The 19564-nt window shown below is 71.8% G+C and carries 16 protein-coding genes and 3 tRNA genes; 13 read left to right on the top strand and 6 right to left on the bottom strand.

Features of this window, described 5'->3' with window-relative positions; all coding sequences use genetic code 11:
- Positions 1-15: 15 nt before the first annotated feature.
- From gyrA to ACIQWA_RS23035, 7 genes are all read left to right on the top strand, one after another.
- Positions 16-2553, top strand: a complete 2538-nt coding sequence (gene gyrA / locus ACIQWA_RS23005) for a DNA gyrase subunit A (RefSeq protein ID WP_402485248.1) — start codon at positions 16-18, stop codon at positions 2551-2553.
- A 147-nt stretch (positions 2554-2700) separates the two neighbouring features.
- Complete coding sequence (locus tag ACIQWA_RS23010) at positions 2701-3396, top strand: DUF3566 domain-containing protein (RefSeq protein ID WP_402485202.1); 696 nt, start codon at positions 2701-2703, stop codon at positions 3394-3396.
- Between the two features lie 257 nt (positions 3397-3653).
- Complete coding sequence (locus tag ACIQWA_RS23015; RefSeq protein ID WP_402485204.1) at positions 3654-5027, top strand: class I SAM-dependent methyltransferase; 1374 nt, start codon at positions 3654-3656, stop codon at positions 5025-5027.
- A gap of 16 nt (positions 5028-5043) precedes the next feature.
- Positions 5044-5120, top strand: a tRNA-Ile gene (locus ACIQWA_RS23020).
- 84 nt (positions 5121-5204) lie between these two features.
- Positions 5205-5278 (top strand) — tRNA-Ile (locus ACIQWA_RS23025).
- A gap of 324 nt (positions 5279-5602) precedes the next feature.
- A complete protein-coding gene (locus tag ACIQWA_RS23030; protein WP_014137031.1) occupies positions 5603-5731 on the top strand; it encodes a DLW-39 family protein in 129 nt (42 codons plus the stop codon).
- 181 nt (positions 5732-5912) lie between these two features.
- Positions 5913-5985 (top strand) — tRNA-Ala (locus tag ACIQWA_RS23035).
- 59 nt (positions 5986-6044) lie between these two features.
- Here ACIQWA_RS23035 and ACIQWA_RS23040 read toward each other — a convergent pair.
- Positions 6045-6752, bottom strand: a complete 708-nt coding sequence (locus ACIQWA_RS23040; RefSeq protein WP_360242855.1) for a DUF5324 family protein — start codon at positions 6750-6752, stop codon at positions 6045-6047.
- A 192-nt stretch (positions 6753-6944) separates the two neighbouring features.
- Here ACIQWA_RS23040 and ACIQWA_RS23045 point away from each other — a divergent pair, with 192 nt between their 5' ends.
- The gene (locus ACIQWA_RS23045; protein WP_402485206.1) at positions 6945-7838 is read left to right on the top strand and encodes a rhomboid family intramembrane serine protease; all 894 of its coding nucleotides are present in this window, start codon (positions 6945-6947) and stop codon (positions 7836-7838) included.
- Between the two features lie 349 nt (positions 7839-8187).
- Here ACIQWA_RS23045 and crgA read toward each other — a convergent pair whose 3' ends face one another.
- On the bottom strand, positions 8188-8436 hold the full coding sequence (gene crgA / locus ACIQWA_RS23050) for a cell division protein CrgA (RefSeq protein WP_360242861.1): 249 nt from the start codon (positions 8434-8436) through the stop codon (positions 8188-8190).
- A 167-nt stretch (positions 8437-8603) separates the two neighbouring features.
- On the opposite strand from crgA, the gene ACIQWA_RS23055 reads away from it, so the two are divergent.
- The 5 genes from ACIQWA_RS23055 (at position 8604) to ACIQWA_RS23075 (ending at position 12373) form a co-directional block, all read left to right on the top strand.
- Entirely contained in the window at positions 8604-9368 is a 765-nt protein-coding gene (locus ACIQWA_RS23055; RefSeq protein WP_402485208.1) for a DUF881 domain-containing protein, read from the top strand.
- Between the two features lie 88 nt (positions 9369-9456).
- Positions 9457-9636: a hypothetical protein gene (locus tag ACIQWA_RS23060; protein ID WP_360242867.1), complete on the top strand. Its 180-nt coding sequence runs from the start codon at positions 9457-9459 to the stop codon at positions 9634-9636.
- A 55-nt stretch (positions 9637-9691) separates the two neighbouring features.
- Positions 9692-10354: an aminodeoxychorismate/anthranilate synthase component II gene (locus tag ACIQWA_RS23065; protein WP_360242870.1), complete on the top strand. Its 663-nt coding sequence runs from the start codon at positions 9692-9694 to the stop codon at positions 10352-10354.
- Between the two features lie 5 nt (positions 10355-10359).
- The gene (locus tag ACIQWA_RS23070) at positions 10360-11517 is read left to right on the top strand and encodes a class E sortase (protein ID WP_402485211.1); all 1158 of its coding nucleotides are present in this window, start codon (positions 10360-10362) and stop codon (positions 11515-11517) included.
- Positions 11518-11554: 37 nt separating this feature from the next.
- A complete protein-coding gene (locus tag ACIQWA_RS23075; protein ID WP_402485213.1) occupies positions 11555-12373 on the top strand; it encodes a class E sortase in 819 nt (272 codons plus the stop codon).
- A 156-nt stretch (positions 12374-12529) separates the two neighbouring features.
- Here ACIQWA_RS23075 and pknB read toward each other — a convergent pair whose 3' ends face one another.
- The 4 genes from pknB to ACIQWA_RS23095 form a co-directional block, all read right to left on the bottom strand.
- The gene (gene pknB / locus ACIQWA_RS23080) at positions 12530-14629 is read right to left on the bottom strand and encodes a Stk1 family PASTA domain-containing Ser/Thr kinase (RefSeq protein WP_402485216.1); all 2100 of its coding nucleotides are present in this window, start codon (positions 14627-14629) and stop codon (positions 12530-12532) included.
- 252 nt (positions 14630-14881) lie between these two features.
- Positions 14882-16339 (bottom strand): peptidoglycan D,D-transpeptidase FtsI family protein, encoded by a 1458-nt coding sequence (locus ACIQWA_RS23085; RefSeq protein WP_402485219.1) that lies wholly within the window; start codon positions 16337-16339, stop codon positions 14882-14884.
- The gene (locus tag ACIQWA_RS23090; RefSeq protein ID WP_360242921.1) at positions 16336-17739 is read right to left on the bottom strand and encodes an FtsW/RodA/SpoVE family cell cycle protein; all 1404 of its coding nucleotides are present in this window, start codon (positions 17737-17739) and stop codon (positions 16336-16338) included. Before ACIQWA_RS23090 ends, ACIQWA_RS23085 begins: the two co-directional genes overlap by 4 nt.
- A 136-nt stretch (positions 17740-17875) precedes the next feature.
- Entirely contained in the window at positions 17876-19516 is a 1641-nt protein-coding gene (locus ACIQWA_RS23095) for a protein phosphatase 2C domain-containing protein (protein WP_402485220.1), read from the bottom strand.
- Positions 19517-19564: the final 48 nt, after the last annotated feature.

Here is a 19564-nt window from a genome sequence, read left to right on the forward strand (position 1 = left end):
ACCACCCAGGTGACCATGCGGATCGAGCCGGTCGAGCTCGAGACCGAGATGCAGCGCTCGTACCTCGACTACGCGATGAGCGTGATCGTCAGCCGGGCGCTCCCCGAGGTCCGCGACGGCCTCAAGCCGGTGCACCGCCGCGTGCTCTACGCGATGTACGACGGCGGGTACCGGCCCGAGAAGGGCTACTACAAGTGCGCCCGCGTCGTCGGCGACGTGATGGGCAACTACCACCCGCACGGTGACACCTCGATCTACGACACCGTGGTCCGCCTGGCCCAGCCGTGGTCGATGCGGATGCCGCTGGTGGACGGCAACGGCAACTTCGGCTCCCCGGGCAACGACCCGGCGGCGGCCATGCGCTACACCGAGTGCAAGATGATGCCGCTGGCCATGGAGATGATGCGCGACATCGACGAGGAGACCGTCGACTTCGCGCCCAACTACGACGGCCGCTCCCAGGAGCCGACCGTCCTGCCCGCGCGCATCCCCAACCTGCTGGTCAACGGTGCCACCGGCATCGCGGTCGGCATGGCCACCAACATCCCGCCGCACAACCTGCGCGAGGTCGCCTCCGGCGCGCTCTGGTACCTGGAGAACCCGGAGGCCTCCGCCGAGGAGCTGCTGGAGGCCCTGATCGAGCGGATCAAGGGCCCCGACTTCCCCACCGGCGCGCTGATCGTCGGCCGCCGCGGGATCGACGACTACTACCGCACCGGCCGGGGCTCGGTCACCATGCGGGCCGTGGTCGAGGTCGAGGAGATCCAGGGCCGCCAGTGCCTGGTGATCACCGAGCTGCCGTACCAGGTCAACCCGGACAACCTCGCGCTCAAGATCGCCGACCTGGTCAAGGACGGCAAGATCGCCGGCATCGCCGACGTCCGGGACGAGTCCTCCTCCCGCACCGGCCAGCGCCTGGTGGTCGTGCTCAAGCGCGACGCGGTCGCCAAGGTCGTGCTCAACAACCTGTACAAGCACACCGAGCTGCAGACCAACTTCGGCGCCAACATGCTGGCCCTGGTCGACGGCGTGCCGCGCACGCTGTCGCTCGACGCCTTCATCCGGCACTGGGTCAACCACCAGGTCGAGGTCATCGTCCGGCGCACCAGGTTCCGGCTGCGCAAGGCCGAGGAGCGCGCCCACATCCTGCGCGCGCTGCTCAAGGCCCTGGACCTGATCGACGAGGTCATCGCGCTGATCCGGGCCTCGGCCAGCGCCGACGCCGCCCGCACCGGCCTGATGGGCCTGCTGGACATCGACGAGCTCCAGGCCAACGCGATCCTGGAGATGCAGCTGCGCCGGCTGGCCGCCCTGGAGCGCCAGCGGATCACCGACGAGCACGACGAGCTGCAGCGCAAGATCGACGAGTACAACGCCATCCTGGCCTCGCCGACCCGCCAGCGCGAGATCATCTCCGAGGAGCTCGCCGCGATCGTCGAGAAGTACGGCGACGAGCGCCGCTCGACCCTGATCCCCTCGGACGGTGACCTCTCCATCGAGGACCTCATCGCCGAGGAGGACATCGTCGTCACGATCACCCGTGGCGGCTACGTCAAGCGGACCCGCTCCGACCTCTACCGCTCGCAGAAGCGCGGCGGCAAGGGCGTGCGCGGTGCCCAGCTCAAGCAGGACGACATCGTCGACCACTTCTTCGTGACGACGACCCACAACTGGATCCTGTTCTTCACCAACAAGGGCCGGGTCTACCGCGCCAAGGGCTACGAGCTGCCGGACGCCGGCCGCGACGCCCGCGGCCAGCACGTGGCCAACCTGCTGGCCTTCCAGCCGGGGGAGCACATCGCCCAGGTGATGGCCGTCCGCACCTACGAGGACAAGCCGTACCTGGTCCTCGCCACCCGGGCCGGCCTGGTGAAGAAGTCCCCGCTCAAGGACTACGACTCCCCGCGCTCCGGCGGCCTGATCGCGATCAACCTGCGCCAGGACGAGGAGGGCCGGGACGACGAGCTGATCGGCGCCGAGCTGGTCTCCTCCGAGGACGACCTGCTGCTGGTCTCCAAGAAGGCCCAGTCGATCCGCTTCACCGCGACCGACGACGCCCTGCGGCCCACCGGCCGCGCCACCTCCGGCGTCAAGGGCATGGCCTTCCGCGAGGACGACGAGCTGCTCTCGATGAACGTCGTCCGTCCCGGGACGTACGTCTTCACCGCCACGGACGGCGGCTACGCCAAGCGGACCGGGGTGGACGAGTACCGTGTCCAGGGACGCGGCGGCTACGGCACCAAGGCGGCGAAGATCGTCGAGGGCCGGGGCTCGCTGGTCGGCGCACTGGTGGTGGACGACACCGACGAGATCATGGCGATCACCCTGTCGGGCGGGGTGATCCGCACGAGGGTTTCCGAGGTTCGTGAAACCGGACGTGACACCATGGGCGTCCAACTGATCAACCTCGGAAAGCGCGACGCGGTGGTGGGCATGGCCCGCAACGCGGAGGCCGAGGACGAGGAGACGGCGGAGGACGAGGTCACCGGCACCGAGTCCACCGAGACGACCGAAGGAACGGGGACGGCGGTCGGCGGCGACGCCGAGGTCTGAACCGAACCGCAGACCGGTGCCGCCGCGTCCAGAGAGTGGGCACGGCGGCACCGGACGCCGACCAGTACCGGGCAATCCCGCCGGGCGCTGGATGACGAGTGACGGATCAGGGCGGCGCCGCCCTGGTGGGAAGTGCGGGAGGACCAGGTGAGTGGAGCCACGGGTGCTGCGGGAGGACCCTCCGGCGGCCGTCCGGGCGCGCAGGGCGGGGGGTCGTACGGCGTGCCGGGGCAGCCGCCGACCGAGCACTCGGCCGCGTCCACCTCGCTGATGCCGCCGGTCGGCGGAGCGGGCCAGGCCGGACAGAGCGGCTTCTCGCAGCCGACGACGTACACCAAGGGGCAGCCGACCCCGGCCCGGGGCACCCGGACCGGCGGCAACACCCCGGCCGGCGGCACCCCGGTGCCCGGCGCGCCGCGCCGCCCCGCCGCGGGCCCGGCGACCGTCGGGGGCGGCCTCGGCCGGACCCGCAAGGCCCGGCTGCGGGTGACCAAGGTCGACCCGTGGTCGGTGATGAAGGTCAGCTTCCTGCTGTCGCTGGCCGTCGGCATCATCATCATCGTGGCCTCGGCCGTGCTGTGGATGACCCTGGACTCGCTCGGCGTCTTCGACTCGCTGACCAAGACCCTCAAGGACGTCACCGGCGGCGGCGCGGACAACGCCAGCAGCCAGCTGAACCTGATGGACTACATCGGCTTCGGCAAGGTCATGATGTTCACCACGCTGATCGCGGTGGTCGACGTGGTGCTGCTGACCGCGCTCTCCACGCTGTCGGCCTTCATCTACAACGCGGCGGCCGGCTTCACCGGCGGCGTCGAGCTCACCCTGGCCGAAGAGGACTGATCCGGCCGGATCCTGACCCCTGGTCAGTTCACCGTCCGCGGACGGAATGTACGGGCCCCGCAGGCTGTTGCAGCCTGCGGGGCCCGTCGGCATTTCGGGTGACTGCCGGCTCCCGCGGCGTGCCGCCCGGAAACGGGTCGGCCGCGGTGGGATTAGCTGGACGCCGCCCGTTCCCACCCGTGGGAGTGCCGCAGGCCGCCCCGGTCGGGCGACCGGGTCAGGAAGGTTTCCGCAGGAAGGCTGGACGGAGGCGCGCGGTGGCGAAGCTCGCAGATCAACTGGTCGAGGCCCTGGACGGGCTGTTGGGCATCCCGATCCCCCTGCGGGTGCAGGCCTGGGACGGCAGTGTCGCCGGGCCGCCCGGGGCGCCCACGGTGGTCCTGCGCAACCGCCGGGCGCTGCGCCGGCTGCTGTGGCAGCCGGGCGAGCTGGGCCTGGCCCGGGCCTACGTCTCGGGGGACCTCGACCTCGCCCCCGGCACCGACCTCTACGAGACGCTCTCCGCGGTCGCCCAGTTCGCCGAACTCCCCGAGATCCGCACCATGGCCCTCGGGCCGCGCGACGTCCTCGGCGCCGCGGGCCGCCGGGTGGTCGCCGCCGCCCTCCGGGCCGGGGCGATCGGCCCGGAGCCCACCCCGCCCCCGGAGGAGGTCCGCCGGGCCCAGGGGCGGCTGCACAGCCGCGGCCGGGACCGCGCCGCCATCAGCCACCACTACGACGTCGGGAACGACTTCTACGGCCTCGTGCTGGGCTCCTCCATGGTCTACTCGTGCGCCTACTGGACGCCCGAGGCGAAGAGCCTGGAGGCCGCCCAGGAGGCCAAGCTCGACCTGATCTGCCGGAAGCTCGGCCTGCGGCCCGGGATGCGGCTGCTGGACGTCGGCTGCGGCTGGGGCTCGCTGCTGCTGCACGCGGCCGAGCACTACGGGGTCACCGCGGTCGGCGTCTCGATCTCCACCGAGCAGGTCGCGCTGGCCCGCACCCGGATCGAGGAGGCCGGCCTGGCCGACCGGGTGGAGGTCCGGCTCCAGGACTACCGGGAGATCACCGACGGCCCCTTCGACGCGATCTCCAGCGTCGGGATGGCCGAGCACGTCGGTGCCGAGCAGTACCGGGTGTACGCCGACGGCCTGTTCCGGCTGCTGGCGCCCGGCGGCCGGCTGCTCAACCACCAGATCGCCCGGCGCCCCGACCACCCCGGCGAACCGCACCGCACCAGCCCCTTCATCGACCGCTACGTCTTCCCGGACGGCGAGCTCTCCCCGGTCGGTTCCACGGTGGCCCGGCTGGAGGAGGCCGGCTTCGAGGTCCGGGACGTCGAGGCGCTGCGCGAGCACTACGGGCTGACCCTGCGCGAGTGGGTGGCCAACCTGGAGGCGCACTGGACGGAGGCGGTCCGGCTGGTCGGCCTCGGCCGCGCCCGGGTCTGGCGGCTCTACATGGCCGCCTCCGCGCTGGCCTTCGAGCAGAACCGGATCGGGGTGAACCAGATCCTCGCGGTCCGCAGCACCGAGCAGGGCGGCTCGGGCCTGCCGCCGACCCGTGAGGAGTGGCTGGTGCGCCCGGCCGCCGAGGTCACTGCCGCGACCCCGGCCGGAACGGATTTGGGAGATCGGCGGTCGGTCCGCTAATCTTTCAGTGCGGCAAGGGCCTATAGCTCAGACGGTTAGAGCGCTTCCCTGATAAGGAAGAGGCCACAGGTTCAAGTCCTGTTAGGCCCACCACCGCGAAGGGCCCGGAGTGATCACTCCGGGCCCTTCGGCGTTTTCGCGGATCGGGCGGCTTCCGGTACGCTCTATGTGCAGCGAGGGCCTATAGCTCAGACGGTTAGAGCGCTTCCCTGATAAGGAAGAGGCCACAGGTTCAAGTCCTGTTAGGCCCACCGCCCCGAAGGGCCCGGAGTGATCACTCCGGGCCCTTCGGCGTTCCCCGGCGGACCGCCCCTGACGAGGGCTTCCCGGTCGGACCGGGTGCGGACGATCCGTACGGCATGAGGTGCGGCGTCAATCCTCGGACCGGACCGCCGGGTTGACGGTGCCGGTGGCTGGTCACGATTGGGACACCGGTGTGTATCATCGGCCGCAAGGGCAGTCCGGCACCCGACCGCCCGTTCGCGCTCGAAACACATCTGGACTCGTCGGCCCGGTCGGTCCGGCCGGAGCAACGGCTCCTGAGTCCACCAACGCTAGAAGGACGAGGTCCCGCGGTGAAGAAGCTTCTCCTGGTCGCCCTGGTCGCCCTCGGCGGCTTCTTTGTCTACCGTCAGGTCCAGGCGGACCGCGCCGAGCAGGACCTGTGGACCGAGGCCACCGACCCGGTTCCGGCCGGTCGCTGAGCCCCGGACGATCTGACGATCGACGGTCTTCGGAGGCGCTCTCCGGCGCCTCCCCATCGGCCGGTCCGGTCACTCGATCGGACCGGCCGCCCAGGAGTCGGAACCGCCCCAGGGGGACGGCTCTCGGAAACACGCCGGAACCCGGTACGCTAGTGCCCGTTGGCACGAGCCGTGCCGTCGAGGGGCATTAGCTCAGTTGGTAGAGCGCTGCCTTTGCAAGGCAGATGTCAGGAGTTCGAGTCTCCTATGCTCCACAGCGCCTGAACGGCGGTCGACCCTTCCGGGTCGGCCGCCGTTCGGCGTTTCCGTGGTTCTAGGGGGTGTCGTCCTCGGTGGGCTCGGCGGCCTCGGCCGCGTCCTCGGGGGTGAGGCCGTTCACCGGGGAGGTGGCGGCGGTCGCGCCGGCCGGCCGGTGGGACTCCGGCGCCGGGGGCTCGACCAGCCACTCCGGGTTGCTGTGCCGGCGCCACCACTGCCAGGCGACCAGCCCGCCGCCCACCGCCAGCACCCCGGCGAGCAGCAGCCCGGCGGCCGTCCGGCCGCCGCACCGCTGCTGCCGCTTCGCGTTCCGGGCGGCCAGCTCGTTGATCTCGGCCGAGCTGACGTGGCCCTGGAGGGCGGTCAGCGCGGCGGCGCCGCGGGACTGGGCCTCGTGCGCGACCGGGGAGACCGCGGCCCGGGCCTCCTCGACGGCCTGGGCGACCCTGGGGCCGACCGTGCTGCGGGCCTGGTCGGCGGCGCGGGCGGCGGACAGCCGGGCCGCCAGGGCGGCCTCCTGGGCCCGGTGGAGGGCCCGCAGGGCGTTCTGCTGGGCCTCGGGCGGCAGGTTGGCGAAGGCCTGGCCGAACTGCGGGGCGAGGTGCCGGTCGTACTGGACGCGGAGGTGGTGGGCGGCCTGGGTGGCCTTGGGACCGAGGGCGTCCAGGGCGGGCCCGAGGCGCTGCCTGGCGCCGTCCGCGAACTGTGCGGCGGAGTCCCGGGTCCTGGTGGCGGTGTCACGGGCCGAGTCCGAAAAGCTCACGAGTCTCTCCTCCTGGTGGCGTCCTTATATGCACATATCCACCTGAATGCTGATCATGCATCCGGATTCGCCCACCGGCACGCCGGGGTGGGCCGTACGCGGGCCCGGCGGGGCCGTTCGGGGGCCGTGCGGGGCACGGGCCGCAGTAGGCTGGCGGTTTCGGTGGTCGGTCAGGGGAAGGGGTAGCCGCTGATGCTCCCGGACGAGCCGCGAGGGTCCACGGACCGGTCCCCCGGGGCCGGGCAGCCCGACTGCTACCGGCACCCGGGGACGGCCACCGGGATCTCCTGCACCCGCTGCGAACGGCCGATCTGCCCGCAGTGCATGGTGGCCGCCGCGGTGGGCTTCCAGTGCCCCGAGTGCGCCGGCCAGGGGCACGCCGGGGCGCGACGGGCCACCACCCGCTTCGGCGGGGTGCCGGCCCTGGACGGTGGGCTGGTGACCCGGACGCTGGTCGGGATCAACCTGGTGGTCTGGGTGCTGGCCGCGTACGTCCTCAACCCGCGCCTGGGCGAGGTCTGGTCGCTGGCCAGCGCCGGCCGGTCGTACCCCGGGGGGCCGTACGGCGTCGCCGACGGCCCGGACCAGTGGTACCGGCTGCTGACCGCCACCTTCCTGCACCTGGAGTGGTGGCACATCGGGCTGAACATGCTGGTGCTGCTGTGGCTCGGCCCGCCGCTGGAGGAGGCGCTCGGGCGGCTGCGCTTCCTGGCCCTGTACCTGCTCGCCGGGCTGGGCGGCAGCACCTTCGCCTTCCTGGTGGCGGGTGACCGGATGAACTCGGTGGGGGCCTCCGGGGCGATCTTCGGCCTGATCTCCGCCACGATCCTGATGCAGCTGCGGGACCGGGGCCCGGTCGCCCCGGCGGTGGCCTTCCTGGTCTTCAGCCTGGTGGTGACCTTCGCCCGCCCGAACATCGACTGGCGGGCGCACATCGGCGGCCTGGTGTTCGGCGGCCTGGTCGCCTTCGGCCTGATGTACGCCCCGCGTGAGCGGCGCGCCCTGGTCCAGTGGCTGACGCTGGCCGGCGCGGTGGCGCTGGAGGCGGCGCTGCTGTTGACCGGGATGGCCTGGTACGGGGCGTGACTCCCTGCACGTTTGTCCACAGCGGGTGCGGAGTTCTGCACAGGCTGTGCGGCGGGCGGGCTGTGGACTGTTGTTCTACGCGTGTCCTGCTGTGCGGTTCGCACGCGCCCCGGGAGTTGTGCACAGCTGTGGACGGTGTCGCGGCACGGAGTTATCCACAGGCGGCGGGGACTTTTCCCCAGTGTGGATAACCATGTGGATAAGCCTGACGGTCCGATGGTGGGACCGTCGGATGATGGGCGGGCGGACGGCACCGCGACCGGTCGCGGGCACACCGAACCGCCGCTCCGGGACCGTGGTCCGAAGCGGCGGGGAGGACTCGGGACCGAGCCTCAGGACGCGCGGAGCGTCACTTCCACTGGGTGGAGACGCCGAAGCCGGCCGCGATGAACCCGAAGCCGACCAGGATGTTCCAGTTCCGCCAGCTCTCCACCGGGTAGCTGCCGCTGGTCACGTAGTAGGTGACGATCCACACCAGGCCGATCAGGAACAGTGCCAGCATCAGCGGTGCGACCCAACTACGGCCCGAACTGATCTTCACCGCGGTCGTCGCCGGCGGGGTGTAGTCGGACTTCTTGCGGAGTCGAGACTTCGGCACGAGGAGCTCTCCTGTCGATGCGCTGTGAGACCGCGCAGGGGTGCAGCGGGCGAGACGCCGACGGACGGTCGAGGAGAGCGCTCTGGGACCACTCCCACGCCTGCCACCGGCGTCCGTTAGCGTAGTGGTTCGGCGGGTCTCAAGGAGATAAGGGTACGGTGACTAATTTGTCGATTCCCCCCGGGAAGGCCGTCACCCCCCGTTCCGGTATCCGAATTGTCGGACGTGCCCTGACCTGCACCGTGTTCGCGCTCGCCGGTCTGCTCTTCTACATCAGCGCCCAGACCGCCCGCGGCACCGACCTGCGGACCGACAACTCGCTGCTGAGCCTCGGCGACGTGATCCGCCAGCGCAGCGCGCAGAACCAGCAGGCGCAGTCCCAGCTGGCCGACCTCCAGTCCCGGGCGCAGGAGCTCACCGAGCAGCAGGGCCACGACCCCGCCGACTCGGCCCGGCTGGACGGCCTGCGGCTCGGCGCGGCCCTGGAGCCGCTCCAGGGCGGCGGATTGACCGTCACCCTCAACGACGCCCCGCCGAACGCCACCGCGCGCATCCCCGGGGTCCCGGAGCCCGGCGTCAACGACCTGGTCATCCACCAGCAGGACATCCAGGCCGTGGTCAACGCGCTGTGGCGGGGCGGCGCGGCCGGCGTCCAGGTGATGGACCAGCGGCTGATCTCCACCAGCGCCGTCCGCTGCGTCGGCAACACCCTGCTGCTCCAGGGCCGGGTCTACTCCCCGCCGTACGTGGTCAAGGCGGTGGGCAGGACCGACGCCCTGCGCTCGGCCGTCGAGGGGGACCCGACGATCCGCAACTACCTGCAGTACGTCCAGGCGTACGGCCTGGGCTGGAAGGTCCAGGACAGCGGGGACCTCACGCTGCCCGGGTACTCCGGCACGACCGAGCTCCGGTCGGCGGGCGGCCAGCCGTAGCCCGGCGGCGGGGCAGTGCCGGACCGGCCTCACGGCCGTGGATCCCGGGTCTACTCTTGATCCCAGTCCGCTACCTAGAGGGAGCACCATGTACGGCTGGATCTGGCGCCATCTGCCGGGGAACACCCTGGTCCGGGCCGTCATCTCGCTGCTCCTGATCCTGGGGATCGTCTACCTCCTCTTCACCTACGTCTTCCCGTGGGCGGAACCGCTGCTCCCCTTCGGCGACGTCACAGTGGACGGCGGCGACGGCGCCCCGGCCGGCTGACCCGTCGGGCCCGGAACTTCCCCCCAGCACCGCACCCCACGGAGACCACGCGCGCATGACCACCCAGTCGACCCCGCCCCGCATCCTGGTCGTGGACAACTACGACAGCTTCGTGTTCAACCTGGTCCAGTACCTGTACCAGCTCGGCGCCACCTGCGAGGTGGTGCGCAACGACGAGGTGACCGTCGAGCACGCCGTCCGCCGGGCGGGGGAGGAGGGCTTCGACGGGGTGCTGCTCTCCCCCGGCCCCGGGGCGCCCGAGGAGGCCGGGGTCTGCATCGCGATGGTGCACCACTGCGCGGCGATCGGGTTGCCGGTGTTCGGCGTGTGCCTGGGCCTCCAGTCGATCGCGGTGGCGTACGGCGCGGTGGTCGGCCGGGCGCCCGAACTGCTGCACGGCAAGACCTCGCCGGTCGAGCACGAGGACGGCGGGGTGTTCGAGGGCCTGCCCTCGCCGCTGACCGCGACCCGCTACCACTCGCTGGCCGTCGACCCGGCCACCGTGCCGGACGAGCTGGTGGTCACCGCCCGGACCGGCAGCGGCGTGATCATGGGCCTGCGGCACCGCGAACTGCCGGTCGAGGGCGTGCAGTTCCACCCCGAGTCGGTGCTGACCGAGGGCGGGCACCGGATGCTCGCCAACTGGCTGGCGGAGTGCGGCTTCCCGCAGGCCGTGGACCGGTCGGCCGGGCTCGCCCCGGTGATCGGCCGGGGCTGAGCGGCGTGACCGCGGTACGTCCGGAGGGGCGTTACCAGCCGGAGCCGGGCCCGTACGGCGGCCCGCCGCAGTACGCCGGCGGCCCGTACCAGGGCGCGGAGTCCGGTGCCCCCCAGTACGGCGTCCCGCAGTACGGCGAGGCGCAGTACGGCGCCCCGCAGTACGGCGCGGCGGCGCAGGCCCGGCCGTACCCGGGGGAGCAGGACGCCCAGGCCGCGCCCGAGGACGGCTGGGGCGTCTACGAGCAGGCCGAGCGGCCGGTGGAGGGCGGGCCCGAGTACCCGTGGCTGCCCGACCAGACCCTCCAACTGCGGCTGCCCGTCGAGGACGGGGAGCCGGCGGCCGAGCCCGTCGCGCCCACCGGCGGCCGGGCCGAGCGTCGTCGGGCCGCCCAGGGCCGGACCGCCGTCCGTACCGGCGGTGGCCGGCGCCGGGCCAAGGGCCGGGCGGCCGGGGGGCCCCGCCCCAAGGAGTCCGCGGTCGTGGTGGCCGCCCGCCTGGTCGGCGAACTGTGCATCACCCTCGGCGTGGTGATGCTGCTGTTCGTCGCCTACCAGCTCTGGTGGACCAACGTGCAGGCCGACGCGGCCGCCAGCAGCGCCCGGGACCAGCTGGAGCAGCAGTTCGACGCCCAGCCGTCCGGTCCGGGGCAGCCCGCCGCCGACCCGAACAAGCCCGAGGCGTTCGCGCCCGGCAAGGGCTTCGCCATCATCTACCTGCCCAAGCTGGGGTTGAAGTTCCCGATCGCCGAGGGCACCGACAAGGCGGCGGTGCTCGACAAGGGCCTGGTCGGCCACTACCCCGGCACCGCGATGCCGGGCGACCAGGCGGGCAACTTCGCGCTGGCCGCGCACCGCAACACCCACGGCGAGCCGTTCCGGTACATCAACGAGCTGGGCAAGGGCGACAAGGTCGTGGTGGAGACCGCCACCGGGTACTACACCTACGAGATCACCGGGGGGATCCCGCAGACCTCCCCCAGCAACGTGAGCGTGATCAAGCCGGTGCCGAACGGCTCCGGGTACGCCGGGCCCGGCCGCTACATCACGCTGACCACCTGCACTCCGGAGTTCACCTCCAAGTTCCGGCTCATCGTCTTTGGCAAGATGATCGAGGAGCGGCCGCGCAGCCAGGGCAAGCCGGCCGCGATCACGGGTGGGTAGCCGCCCGCCGACCGGCTCCGGAGGGGGAACACCACAGATGCAGGACGACGGGACCGCGGGGTCGGCCGGTACGACCGGTGCGGCCGGTACGACCGGTGCGGCCGAGGAGGCCTTCCCCCCGCCCGGACGGGAGGGCCGGCGGGGCCGCAGCCGGGCACTGGCCGCGCTCGGGGTGTTCGGCGAACTGCTGATCACCGTGGGCCTGGTGCTCGGCCTGTTCGTGGCCTACTCGCTCTGGTGGACCAACGTGCAGGCGGACGCCTCCGCCGCGCACGCCGCGGACCGGCTGCGCGGCTCCTGGTCGGCCGGTCCGACCGCCGGCCCCCCGGGCGGGAGCAGCGCGGCGCCCGCGCCCGCCGCGGTCCCCGCGTTCGGGGACGACGTGGGCTTCCTGCACGTCCCGGCGATGGGCCGGGGCTTCCAGGTGCTGATCCGGATGGGCACCTCCACCGCCGTGCTGGACGAGGGCGTGGCGGGCGTCTACGAGCAGCCCTACCGGTCGGCGATGCCCTGGGACCAGGCGGGCAACTTCGCGCTGGCCGCCCACCGGGACGGGCACGGCGCCAAGTTCCACGACCTGGACGCCGTCCACCGGGGCGACGCGGTCGTGGTGGAGACCAGGGACAAGTGGTACGTCTACAAGGTCGACAACACCCTGCCGGAGACCTCCAAGTACGACACCGGCATCGTCGCGCCCGTCCCGGTGAGCTCCGGGTACACCGGCCCCGGCCGGTACATCACCCTGACCACCTGCACGCCGGTGTACACCTCGCGCTACCGGATGGCCGTCTGGGGGAGCCTGGTGCGGGTGGACGCCATGGACGCCAACCGCACCCCGCCGCCGGAGCTGCGCTGACCGTCCGACGGCCCGGCCGAACGGAACGCCGAACGGGACGCCGGAACAGAACGCCGGAACAGAACGCCCGAGGGCCCGTCGCGATCTCCGCGACGGGCCCTCGGGCGTTTCACCGGTCCCGCTCCCCGGCGTCAGAACCAGGGGAAGAAGGGCGGCTTAGTTGGTGCCCCCTCTGCCGGGGGGTGTGGTGTTGGGGTCCCCCCCTTTGGTCGGATCGGCCGGCCGGGTGATCAGCTGGACCTGGGTGTTCGGGTCCACCTGGGTGCCGGCGCCCGGGTTGCTCTGCACCACGACCGCGTTCGGGTCCTGCGGACCGGCGATCACGGTGTAGGTCAGGCCGAGCTTCGCCAGCTTGTCGCCGGCGTCCGACAGCTTGACGTTCTGCAGCGGCGGGATCTGGGGCTTGTCCGGCGCCTTGTAGATCGTCAGGGTGATCTTCGTGCCGGCCGGGACCTTGGTGTTGGGCGCGACCGACTGCTGGGCCACGAGGTTGGCCTTGGTCGGGTCGTTGGTCGTCGTGGTCTTCGAGGCGTCGACCTGGAAGCCGGCGGCCTGCAGCGTGTTCTGCGCGTCGTCCTTCTGCGCGCCGACCACGTTCGGGACGGTCTGCTTGGTCTTGCCCTGGGAGATCGTCAGCTTGACCGGGGCGCTCGGGTCGGCGGAGGCGCCGGCCGCCGGGTCCTGGGAGAGCACGGTGTCCTGCGGCGCGGTGTCGTCGTCCTTGTAGTCCGGCGCGGCGACGTTGGTGAAGCCGGCCGCCGTCAGGGCCTGCATCGCCTGGTCCTTGGTCTTGCCGGTCACGGTCGGCATCTGGGCCTTGGCCGGACCGGAGGAGACCTGGACGGTGATGTGGGCGTCCTCGGAGACCGAGGTGCCCGCCGTCGGGGTCTGGGTGCAGACCTGGTCCTTCTTGACGTTGGTGTCCGGGCAGGCGATCTTGTCGCCCTCGGTCACCACCAGCTTGGAGCCGGCCGCGGCCGCGGCGGTCCTGGCCTCCGCCAGGCTCTTGCCGACCAGGTTCGGCGCCGTGACCTTCGGGGTGTCCTTGGTGCCCTTGTCGCTGAACATGGCCTGGGCCACGAAGAAGGTGCCGACCAGGACCAGCACGGCGGCCACCGCCAGGACGATCCAGGAGGTGTTGCTCTTCTTCTGCCGGTCGTCGCCGCGCCGGCCGCCGCCCTGGCCGTAGCCGTCGTCGTAGCCGTCGCGGCCGCCCGCGCCACCGGCGGAGGTCTGGCCGTAGCCGTCGTCCTGGTAGCCGGAGGCCTGCGGCAGCATGGTGGTCGGGCCGCCGGGCTGCTGCGGCAGCACGTTGGTCTGGCCGTACGGGTCGTGCTGCTGCGGGTAGCCGTTCTGGTCGTAGCCGTACCCGGCGGCGCCCAAGCCGTAGGCGGCCTGCTGGGCGGCGGCGACCGGGAGGCCGTCGAGGAAGCGTTCGATGTCGTCACGCATCTCGTCGGCGCTCTGGTACCGGTAGTCGCGGTCCTTGGCGAGCGCCTTGAGCACGATCGCGTCGATCTCCGGGCGGACCTCGGGGTCGAAGGCCGACGGCGGCTGCGGCTCCTCCCGCACGTGCTGGTAGGCCACCGCGACCGGGGAGTCGCCGACGAACGGCGGCCGGACGGTCAGCAGCTCGTAGAGCAGGCAGCCGGTGGAGTAGAGGTCGGAGCGGGCGTCGACCTGCTCGCCCTTGGCCTGCTCGGGGGAGAGGTACTGGGCGGTGCCGATCACGGCCGAGGTCTGGGTCATGGTCATCCCGGCGTCGCCCATCGCGCGGGCGATGCCGAAGTCCATGACCTTGACGTTGCCCTGCCGGGTCAGCATCACGTTGGCCGGCTTGATGTCGCGGTGCACGATCCCGGCCCGGTGCGAGTACTCCAGGGCCTGGAGGATGCCGATGGTCATCTCCAGCGCCCGCTCGGGCAGCAGCCGGCGGCCGGAGTGCAGCAACTCGCGCAGCGTCGACCCCTCGACGTACTCCATCACGATGTACGGGATGGAGATGCCGTCGATGTAGTCCTCGCCGGTGTCGTACACGGCGACGATCGCGGGGTGGTTCAGGGACGCCGCCGACTGTGCCTCGCGGCGGAAGCGGGCCTGGAACGACGGATCCCGCGCCATGTCGGCCCGGAGCGTCTTCACTGCGACGGAACGGCCGAGCCGGGTGTCATGGCCGAGGTACACCTCGGCCATGCCGCCGCGTCCGAGGACGCCGCCGAGCTCGTACCTGCCGCCGAGGCGACGAGGCTCTTCCATAGTTCCGACCCTCTCCCTCACCCGCCGGTGAGGTTGTGACGTAGGTGTCCCCGCACGCTCTGGGTGACGCCGCGCGGGCCGAGACCGGTTCTCCGGCCGGGCCGTGCACCGCCTCGCGGGCGGCAACGGGCACACCCGCTGCTGGCGGATACGCTACCGGTCGCACCGCACCGGACCGGAGTCAGCCGTCGGCCGATATCAGACCGGTATCCGGACGGGGGTGCCGATCGTGACTTTCGCCTCACCGCCGCTCTACTTGCCGAGCGCGGCCTGCATCACCGCCTTGGCGATCGGGGCCGCGAGGCGGCCGCCGCTGATGCCGTCGCGGTTCTGGGAGCCGTCCTCGACCACCACCGCGACCGCGACCGACTGGCCGTCCGAGGTCTTGGCCCAGGAGGTGAACCAGGCGAACGGCAGGCCGGCGTTGTCCTCGCCGTGCTGGGCGGTGCCGGTCTTGCCGCCGACCTGGAGGCCGGGGATCTTGGCGTTGGTGCCGGTGCCGTTCTCGACCACCGAGACCATCAGGTCCTGCATCTTCTGCGCGGTGGCCGGGCTCATCGCCTGGGAGAACTGCTTCTCGGTGTGCTTGGAGATGGTGGTCAGCGAGGCCGAGCGCTCCTGGTCGACCAGGTACGGCTGCATCAGGCTGCCGTTGTTGGCGATCGCCGCGGAGACCATGGCCATCTGCAGCGGGGTGGCGCGGGTGTCGTGCTGGCCGATCGAGTCCTGGGCGGTGCCGTCCAGGCTGGGGCTGTCCGGGAAGATGCTCTTCTCGGAGCGGACCGGGGTGTCCACCGTGCTGTTGAAGCCGAACTTCTCGGCCTGCGCCCGCATCTTGTCCTTGCCGAGGTCGGCGCCCATCTTGGCGAAGACCGTGTTGCAGGACTGGTCCATCCCGGACTCGACGGTGGCGTTCTCGCAGCGCTCGTTGGGGCTCTCGTTCTTGAGCACCGTCTGGGTGCCGGGCAGGGTGTACGGGTCCGGCGTCCTGGTGGCGTCGTTGACGCCCTGGTAGAGGCCGTTCTCGAACGCGGCGGTGGCGGTGACCAGCTTGAAGGTCGAGCCGGGCGGGTAGGTCTCGCGCAGCGCCCGGTTGAGCATCGGCTTGTTCGGGTCCGCGTTGAGGTCCTGCCAGGCCTTGGTGTCGCCGCTCTCGCCGCCGGCGAAGGCGCTCGGGTCGTAGGACGGGGTGGAGACCAGGGCCAGGATCGCACCGGTCTTCGGGTCGAGCGCGACCACCGCGCCCTTCTTGTCGCCCAGGCCGTCGAAGGCGGCCTTCTGCACCTTGGCGTTGATCGTCGTGACGACGTCGCCGCCGCGCTTCTGCTCGCCGGTCAGCATGTCCAGGGTGTTGCGGAAGAACAGCCGGTCGTCGGTGCCCGAGAGGATGCCGTCCTCCAGGTTCTCCAGCCCGCTGGAGCCGTAGGCCTGCGAGGAGTAGCCGGTGACCGGCGCGTACATCGCGCCGTCCTTCCAGGAGCGCTTGTACTTGTAGCGCAGGCCGTTGACGAAGTCGGAGTTGGTGACCGGCTGGCCGCTGACGATGATGTTGCCGCGCGGGTGGGCGTAGCGGTCGTACAGCTGGCGCTTGTTGTTCTTGTCGGAGGCCAGCGCGTCGGCCTGGACGCCCTGCACCCAGTTGGTGCGCACCATCAGTGCCAGGATCAGCACCAGGCAGAAGATCGAGACCCGTCGGATCGGCTTGTTCATCGGGCGGGTCCTCCCTGGCCCTCGGGGACCGGGGCCGGTTCGACCCCGGGACGGCGGGCGCTGTCGCTGATCTTGAGCAGGATCGCGACCAGCGCCCAGTTGGCGACCACGGACGAACCGCCCTGCGCGAGGAACGGCATGGTCATACCGGTCAGCGGGATCAGTCCGGTGACCCCGCCGGCCACCACGAACACCTGCAGCGCCATCGCCGAGGCCAGCCCGACGGCGAACAGCTTGCCGAAGGGGTCGCGGGCGGCGAGGGCGGTACGCAGGCCGCGCTGCACCAGCAGGGCGTACAGCAGGAAGATCGCCATCAGGCCGGTCAGTCCGAGCTCCTCGCCGAAGGAGCCCAGGATGAAGTCGCTCTTGGCGGCGAAGTTGATCAGCCAGGAGCGGCCCTGGCCGAGGCCGGAGCCGGTCACCCCGCCGGAGCCGAGCGCCATCAGCGACTGGCCGATCTGCTCGGTGGCGCCCTTGGGCGGGGTCGGCGAGAAGGCGGCCATCGGGTCGAGCCAGGCGTCGATGCGGACCTTGACGTGGCTGGTGGTCATGGCCACCGCGACCGCGCCGCCGACCGACATCAGCAGGCCGAACAGGATCCAGCTGGTCCGCTCGGTGGCGACGTAGAGCATCACCACGAACAGGCCGAAGAACAGGAAGGACGTGCCGAGGTCGTTCTCGAAGACCAGGATCAGCAGGCTGAGCAGCCAGATCACGACGATCGGGCCGAGGTCGCGGCCGCGCGGCAGGTACAGGCCCATGAAGCGGCGGCTGGCCAGCGCCAGGGCGTCCCGCTTGACCATCAGGTAGCCGGCGAAGAACACGGTCAGGACGATCTTGGCGAACTCGCCGGGCTGGATGGAGAAGCTGCCCATCCGGATCCAGATCTTCGCGCCGAAGTCCTCCGCCCGGGCCGGGAAGAAGGCCGGCGCGGCCAGCAGCACCAGCGCCACCACCATCGAGATGTAGGTGTAGCGCTGCAGCACCCGGTGGTCCTTCAGGAAGACCATCACGCCGATGAACAGGGTGACCCCGAGGGCCGACCACATCAACTGGTTGCGGGCCGCCGGGAAGTTGCCGCTGAGCAGGTGGCCCGCCTTGTCCAGGCGCCAGATCATCACCACGCCCAGCCCGTTCAGCAGGGTGGCGATCGGCAGCATCAGCGGGTCCGCGTACGGCGCGAAGCGGCGCACCAGCAGGTGCGCGACCAGGGCCAGCGAGCCCATCCCGAGGCCGTAGCCGAGCATCCCGGCCGGCAGCCGGGAGTCCATCGCCAGGCCCACGTTGGCGTACGCCAGGATCGGCAGCAGCACGGCGAAGACCAGCAGGGCCAGTTCGGTGTTGCGGCGGTTCGGCGCGCCCTGGAGCGAGATGGTGGTGTTGCCGCGGCGTCGCGGCACGACACGCCCGCCCGCCGCCCGGCGTCGGGAGCCGGTGCGGCCGGTATCGCCGCTCAGGTCGTAGCTGCTCACGTGGTGACCGCTCCCTGACGGCCGGCGGGCCCGTTCCGGGCGGACCTATGTCGGATCACGGACGTCACTGCTTCGGGCAGGCTTCGGCCCGGCTGCGCTCGTCGTCGGACAGGGCGGGTTGCTGGGGCGGCTGGGCCTGCTCGCTCGGAACGGCCGCCGGGGGGGTGGCGTTCGGCGTCGGGGCGGCGGTGCCGGGGGCGGACGGGGTCGTCGTGGCGGACGGCGCGGCCGCGCCCGGGGAGCGGGGCTTCTCCCGCTCGCCCGGGGTGGTCGGGGTGGCGGCCACGAACGCGGTCTTGGTGGCCGTGGTGCCCTGGGCGCCCTGGGTGCCCTGCGGGGCCGCGGCGTTCGCGGTGGCGGCCTTCTGGCACAGCTTGGCCCAGTCCACGAGGGTGCCCATGGTCTTCTGGGCGTCCGACAGGCTGCCGACCGAGATGGTCCGGCTCACCTGGGCGCGCTGGTCCTGCGGCAGCCACCTCAACGGCGCGTCGCTGCGCGACTCGTGCACCGAGGACAGGCTCAGCCCGGCCAGGTTCTGGTTGACGCCCTGGTAGATGGCGACGTGGTCGCCGTCCTCGCCGATGTAGTACTGGTCCTGGGTCCACTGGTAGCCGAAGTACCCGGCGCCGCCGAGCAGGCCGAGCGTGACCAGGACGGCCAGCGAGACGGTCAGGCCCCGGCGCTTGCGCTTGGGGGGCTGCTCCTCGTCGAACTCCTCGGTGCCGTACACCGAGGGCTCGGCCGGGTAGCCGTAGCCGCCCTCGCCCTCGTAGCCCTCGGCGGGGCCGAAGCCGTTCCCGGCCGCGTCGTAGCCCTCGGCCGGGCCGAAGGCGCCCTGCGGGCCGCGGCCCAGGCCGGCGGCGCGGCCGGCCGGGGTGTCCGCGATCGAGCGGTCGGCGGCGGCCGAGGACGGCGGGGTCTCGGCGACCGCGCCGACGACCACCGGGATGTCGTTGAACTGGCCGCTCATGGTGTCCGTGGCGCCGACGTCGATGACGTCCGCCACGATGCAGGTGATGTTGTCCGGACCGCCGCCGCGCAGCGCGAGCTGGATCAGCTCCTGCACGGTCTGCTCGGGCGAGTAGTAGCTGCCCAGGGTGTCCTGGAGGGTCTGGTGGCTGACCGGGCCGGAGAGTCCGTCCGAGCAGATCAGGTAGCGGTCGCCGGCCCGGACCTCGCGGATCGAGAGGTCGGGCTCGACCTGGCCGCGGCCGTCCAGGGCCCGCATCAGCAGCGAGCGCTGCGGGTGGGTCTCGGCCTCCTCGGGCGTGATCCGGCCCTCGTCGACCAGGCGCTGCACCCAGGTGTGGTCCTGGGTGATCTGCACCAGCGAGCCGTCGCGCAGCAGGTAGGCGCGGGAGTCGCCGACGTGCACCAGGCCCATCCGCTGGCCGGTCCAGAGCATGGCCGTCAGGGTGCAGCCCATGCCCTCCAGCTGCGGGTCCTCCTCGACCATCTGCCGGAGCCGGTCGTTGGCGCCCTGGACGGCGTCGCCCAGCAGGGTCAGCAGGTCCGCGCCCGGCACGTCCTCGTCCAGCCGGACGATCGAGCCGAGCACCTCGGAGGAAGCGACCTCGCCGGCCGCGGCGCCGCCCATGCCGTCGGCCACGGCCAGCAGCCGCGGCCCGGCGTAGCCGGAGTCCTCGTTCCCCTCCCGGATCAGTCCCTTGTGGGAGCCGGCGGCGAAGCGCAGCACCAGGGTCATGCGACCTGTGCCCCCCTCTGGGTCTTGGACGGGATGCTGTCCCTCATG

It is taken from the genome of Kitasatospora sp. NPDC098652 (assembly GCF_044760155.1).
Taxonomy (GTDB): Bacteria; Actinomycetota; Actinomycetes; order Streptomycetales; family Streptomycetaceae; genus Kitasatospora.

Excerpts from the sequence above, each read along its gene's own strand:
- gyrA (WP_402485248.1), top strand. The coding sequence starts at position 16 with ATGCGGATCGAGCCGGTCGAGCTCGAGACCGAGATGCAGCGCTCGTAC.
- ACIQWA_RS23060 (WP_360242867.1), top strand. The coding sequence starts at position 9,457 with ATGTACGGCTGGATCTGGCGCCATCTGCCGGGGAACACCCTGGTCCGG.
- ACIQWA_RS23045 (WP_402485206.1), top strand. The coding sequence starts at position 6,945 with ATGCTCCCGGACGAGCCGCGAGGGTCCACGGACCGGTCCCCCGGGGCC.
- ACIQWA_RS23095 (WP_402485220.1), bottom strand. The coding sequence starts at position 19,516 with ATGACCCTGGTGCTGCGCTTCGCCGCCGGCTCCCACAAGGGACTGATC.
- ACIQWA_RS23075 (WP_402485213.1), top strand. The coding sequence starts at position 11,555 with ATGCAGGACGACGGGACCGCGGGGTCGGCCGGTACGACCGGTGCGGCC.
- pknB (WP_402485216.1), bottom strand. The coding sequence starts at position 14,629 with ATGGAAGAGCCTCGTCGCCTCGGCGGCAGGTACGAGCTCGGCGGCGTC.
- ACIQWA_RS23065 (WP_360242870.1), top strand. The coding sequence starts at position 9,692 with ATGACCACCCAGTCGACCCCGCCCCGCATCCTGGTCGTGGACAACTAC.
- ACIQWA_RS23085 (WP_402485219.1), bottom strand. The coding sequence starts at position 16,339 with ATGAACAAGCCGATCCGACGGGTCTCGATCTTCTGCCTGGTGCTGATC.